Here is a 274-nt window from a genome sequence, read left to right as displayed (position 1 = left end):
CGGTCCGCGCGAAATTCGATGGTCGCGTCGCGGCCGGGGATCATGTCTTTCTTGCCGTGCAGGTTCGGCACCCAGAAGGTGTGGATCACGTCGTCCGCTTTCAGCGAAATGACGACGGGCCGGCCGACCGGCACGTGCAATTCGTTGGCGACCGCGAAGGCGTCGCCGGCGCTGTCGCGGCCGTAGCGCGCTTCCCACCACCATTGATGGCCGGTCATCTCCAGATGCAGCGCATCGGCGACGGGCAGCCGCGACAGCGCGCGGTCGGTCATCA

The 274-nt window shown here is 67.2% G+C and carries 1 pseudogene; it reads right to left on the bottom strand.

The annotated features are described in order from the left end of the window. Positions 1 to 274, bottom strand: a pseudogene (locus SB751_RS30260) (cytochrome C oxidase subunit II); the annotation flags it as partial.

Source organism: Cupriavidus sp. SIMBA_020, assembly GCF_046535395.1.
In the GTDB taxonomy this organism is placed as follows: Bacteria; Pseudomonadota; Gammaproteobacteria; order Burkholderiales; family Burkholderiaceae; genus Cupriavidus; species Cupriavidus campinensis.
The sequence above is the reverse complement of the archived record's forward strand: the minus strand, read 5'-3'. Positions and strand labels throughout refer to the sequence as shown.